Genomic DNA, 4815 nt, shown 5'->3' on the forward strand with positions numbered 1-4815 from the left:
AATTTTTTACAAGTGGGGAATATCGTATATGAGAGAATGTTGAATTTATAAGTTTTTTTGTCAAAGCGGTTGGGTTAAAGAAATATTATCCATAATTTATGCCAAATGTATGACTAGAGCTTGATTTTTAGTGTGCGTAGGAGGTCTCTCGACTTCGCTCGAGACGAGTAACTTTAATCTAAACTAGAACTCAAAGTATTTTTTTAATGGTTTTACATACTACAATTTTAAAATCTCGCAAAATAGTATGAACTCTCAACGCACGTATCGACTAAGAGGGCTTAGCCCTCGCATGGAGATACCTCTGTCCACCTGTATAAAATTATTATGGTAAGGGTATCTAGTTTATCTTAGCTTTAGATGACTTCATCCGTAAATAACGCCAAATGTATGACTGGAGCTTGATTTTGAGTGTGCGTAGGAGGTGTCTCGACCTTGCTCGACACGTGTAAGTTTTAAGTTGATTTCAATGAATTAAGTTTTTATTGATATAAAATAATGTAAAACCTTGAAAAATAGATATAACCATCAACCCACGTGGAGTTTATTTCGACCTTAGTGGCGAGAACATGACGAGGAATCTCACGAACACGGGATACATATATACGAAGAGATTTTATATGAATTTAAAAAATTATTTTCTCTTTACCAAATAATGGTAAAATATAAATAATTAGTTATAAAAGAAAAGCAATTGAGGGAAAAATATGAAATTAATTATAGAAAATTTATCCAAGTCCTTTGACGACAAGGAAGTAATAAAGGAGGCTTCATATGAGTTTGAAAAGGGGACTGTTTATGCCCTTCTCGGAAGAAATGGGGCGGGGAAGACTACGCTTTTTAGGCTTATTACAGAAGCTATCAAGAAAGATGAGGGTCAGATTTACCTAGAAGAAGACGGCATAAAGACGACAGTATCTTTTGATGATGTTTTTATGATGGTGGCAGAGCCTGACCTGCCAAAATTTCTAACTGGCTATGAGTTTATCAGATTTTTTATAGATGCCAATAGGGAAAATATCAAGGATTTGAAGGAAGTCGACTACTATCTAGACCTGGTTGATTTTGACGAGGAAGACAGCCACAGACTAATCCAGTCTTATTCAACAGGGATGAAAAACAAAATCCAAATGCTCATGTTTCTCATTTTAAAACCAAGGATAATCCTAATGGATGAGCCTCTAACAAGCCTTGATGTAGTGGTTTCCCTCCAGATGAAAAAAATAATAAGACAAATCCACAAAGACCATATCATGATTTTTTCAACCCATATCCTCCAGCTTGCTAAGGATATTTGCGATAAGATTGTCCTTTTATCAGAGAAAAAACTATCAGGCCTTGATGATTCATACTTGGATGATCCTGACTTTGAGGATAAGTTGATAGCAATCCTTGCCGGCAATAAAGAAAGCTTGAGAGAAATCCATGAATAGGGATTTAAGGACCTACATCCTAGCCGAAAAAATCGCCCTTACTGAGTCTTTTAATATGATGGTTTACGGTATAAGAAAGCTTCCCCTAATCGGGAAAAAACTAGGGGATAAGTATAGGTTTTTTGAGTTTAAGGGGATAATGTATAGCTTTTATCCGATTTTTATCCTTATTAAACAAATTTTGGGCTGTCTCTTATCCTTTGGAGTCGCCTATTTATTCACAACTATCACCTATGGCTGGGTTTTTAAAATCTTTGGTGGGGAGATTTTTGCGGCGGATATTCTTAGTAAAAGCGACTTAGTTTCTTATCTTATGAGCCTTATGGTGCCTGTCGTTTTCTACTATGCAACGGGGATTTTTAGGAATTTTATCTACGATAATGGGGCCGGAATTGGCAAATATTATTCCGGGTACCATATAAATCCAAGCTCTTCTGCCAAGATGTTTTTGTACTACAGACCAGCCATGAGACTAATCGGTAGGACTCTTATTTTCCTTCTAGTCTTTAGCCTTATTGGAAAATTATCGTTTGTTTATCCGATTTTGGCGAGCTTAGCTGTTTATTTCCTAGAAATCGGTGCATCGGTTTTCTGGATGAAATACAAACTCAAACACAAAAAAGGAATCTTAGATAATGGACTTTTGCAATGTGCCTTTATTCTTTTGATTTATCTTGCGGCTATGGGCCTTATCATTACTGGTCGTTTTGATTTAAGGATTGGGGCGGGTATTATTTTTGGTCTTTCACTTGCCCTTTTCATCTACGGAGTAAATGGACTTAGGAAATTTGATTCTTTTGACCAGGTTATTGAGGAATCTGTAGAAGAATACGAAATCGCAGCCGACCAGTTTGAGATGGGTGAAGCTAAGGCCTACGAACTAAAGGATAAGGATATTGAAGTTAAAAATAAAAAAGGACTTTCCCATAAAAAGGGGCTTGCCTTCCTTAATTCCTTATTTTTTATCAGGCACAAAAGGCTTATCATAAAGCCAGTCATGATAAAATCTTTGGCTGTGCCAGCCATTGGACTGGGAGTATTTTTCCTTACAGTTTTTAAAAATACATTGACAGCAGAAAATATTTTCGAACTGACAATCAGAGCCATGCCATTTTTGATGTACACTTTATCAAGGCAAGATAAGGTCATAACCGCTATGTATTTAAACTGCGACCAGGGACTTTTGCCTTATGGTTTTTATAGGAAAGGAGAGATGCTCCTTGCCATGTACAGACTAAGATTTAGGTCCATGCTTGGGATAAATTTGATACCAGCTGGAGCAGTTTTTGCAACCTATATGGTAGCCGTAGCTTATAAGGGAGAGCTTTTCTGGGTAAATAATTTGCTTGTCCTAGCCTATATTCTTCTAATGACCACATTTTTCACAAGCCTTGCCCTAGCAAAATACTACCTAATCCAACCCTACAACCAAGAGGGAATGCCAGTAAGCAAGGTCGCAGGAGTCATAAATATGGTTGTTTACTACATTTGTATTTATGGTGCCTTTATTGTAAAGGATATGGATTATAAGATGATATTGATGGCAAGCGGAGGATTTATCCTGGCCTTTATAATTGTTGTAAATATTTTAATAGTCAAATTTGGGTCGAAGACCTTTAAAATTAGGGATTAGGATGATATTATCCGAAAATAATGACGAATGTATGACTAGTGCTTGCTTTTGAGTGTACGTAGGAGATTTCTCCGCTGCGGTCGAAACGTGGAATGGGGCATCTTACTTATTCCTAAAATATTAATATTATTTTTAAAATAAATTAATATCAGCAATGTTTGGCAAAGCCAAGCGAGCCAGGCAATTCTGGTAAACTAAGACCAAATTTCTCATCTACCTTGTCATGATTTCTAAACAAAGGTTGCGTTAAAAAAACTGATTTGTTTGAGCGTTAGCGAGTTATCAGTTTTTAGCAACCCGATGTTTAGAAATCTGTTAGAATAATAGTTAACTTAAACAGGGTTACAACTAATACCAATAAAAGTTTGCTAAAAGCAAGCAACTTTATCCGCACTCCGCTAAGGAGCCGCTTGTGGGGTGTAACGGAGAGAGGGTTTAAGGGAGAGGCCGATGAGGACCCATGCGGAAGGGTCCTTGGGCCTCACCCTTTGAACGGAGATTCAACTGTAAGTAGAATAATTCTCTAAAAGATTGAGTTAGATAAAATATCATAAGATAATAATTTATTTTGAATACAAAAACATCGGTCATTATAGCCTTGGGGCTTGACCGATGTTTTTGTAAGCTTATAATTTTGCAATATCTTTAGTAATAAAATTCTTTAGTAGGTAAATGATTATAATTGTGATCACAAATTCTACCCCTAGGAAAGTTCCGTTATAAATTATGGAATATGCCCATACGTTTTGGCCTTCTGGTGCATATGAACCAAAGAAGATTACCCCTGTTAGGACGTGGCAGATAAATCTTGCAAACACACCTAGTAAGGTTCCCTTGATAACAGGTGCGATTTTCTGGTTTTCCATAAAATCTTTTGAGAATAATCCTACAAGTCCGAGGGAAGCATAGGCTAGTGGGTAGTCTAGGATGGCTTGAACTGGGTGGTAGATTGATCCACCAAAGATCATATCAAGTATACCGTAAAGGGCTCCTACAACTATACCAGGGCCCGCTCCGTGTCTTATGGCAAAGATGACTAGTGGGATCATCTGTCCTGCAGTAATAGAACCGCCTTGAGGCATCTTAAATAGGGTTATACGACCTAAGATAAAGGCTAAGGCAAGCATTACACCGCCTTCGGCTATCATTTTTGTTGACCATTTACTATTATTATTCATAAAAAAATCCTCCTTTGCACAATACTGGGAGGTTTTTGCACTTTCCTCCGCCAGCATTACCTGGATCAGGTTAAGGGTATGATCTCAGCCGGAAATTTCTGGCACCCCTAGTACACATTCATTATATAGTTAAATTTATAAATGTAAACTTGGAAGGAAGTTTGACGAACTCTGACCAATGGAAAAGTGGCTAATTTCTAGTATAATACTAGGGTATAAATAAAAAATAAAGCTAAGGCTTTTTGAGATATAGATTGAGGGATAAGATGGAATTTAAATTAAAATCAGACTATGAACCAAAGGGCGACCAACCTGAGGCGATTAAAAAATTAAGTGAGGGGATCCTTGCCGGCGAGAAGGACCAAATTCTAAGAGGGGTAACAGGTTCTGGAAAGACCTTTACCATGGCCAATATCATACAAAATGTTCAAAGGCCAACCCTAGTCCTTGCCCACAACAAGACCCTTGCCTACCAGTTATTTACCGAATTTAAGGAGTTTTTCCCAGACAATGCTGTGGAATACTTTGTTTCCTACTACGACTACTACCAACCAGAAGCCTATGTGGCAGC

The 4815-nt window shown here is 37.4% G+C and carries 4 protein-coding genes and 1 riboswitch; of the genes, 3 read left to right on the forward strand and 1 reads right to left on the reverse strand.

The window, feature by feature from the left end; genetic code table 11:
* The first annotated feature begins 707 nt into the window (after positions 1 to 707).
* A complete protein-coding gene (locus tag Q0410_RS05115) occupies positions 708 to 1433 on the forward strand; it encodes an ATP-binding cassette domain-containing protein (protein WP_299033766.1) in 726 nt (241 codons plus the stop codon).
* Positions 1426 to 3066, forward strand: a complete 1641-nt coding sequence (locus Q0410_RS05120) for a hypothetical protein (protein WP_299033769.1) — start codon at positions 1426 to 1428, stop codon at positions 3064 to 3066. Before Q0410_RS05115 ends, Q0410_RS05120 begins: the two co-directional genes overlap by 8 nt.
* Positions 3067 to 3692: 626 nt before the next feature.
* Here Q0410_RS05120 and thiT read toward each other — a convergent pair.
* Positions 3693 to 4244 carry an energy-coupled thiamine transporter ThiT gene (gene thiT, locus Q0410_RS05125; RefSeq protein WP_299033771.1) on the reverse strand — a complete coding sequence of 184 codons (552 nt, stop codon included), beginning with the start codon at positions 4242 to 4244 and terminating at the stop codon, positions 3693 to 3695.
* A gap of 25 nt (positions 4245 to 4269) precedes the next feature.
* Positions 4270 to 4363: riboswitch (TPP riboswitch) on the reverse strand.
* A 147-nt stretch (positions 4364 to 4510) separates the two neighbouring features.
* On the opposite strand from thiT, the gene Q0410_RS05130 reads away from it, so the two are divergent.
* Positions 4511 to 4815 (forward strand): DEAD/DEAH box helicase family protein (locus Q0410_RS05130; protein WP_299033774.1); only part of this gene is annotated, 305 nt, incomplete at its 3' end.

Origin of the sequence: uncultured Anaerococcus sp. (assembly GCF_937934665.1) — a bacterium.
Classification (GTDB): Bacteria; Bacillota; Clostridia; order Tissierellales; family Peptoniphilaceae; genus Anaerococcus.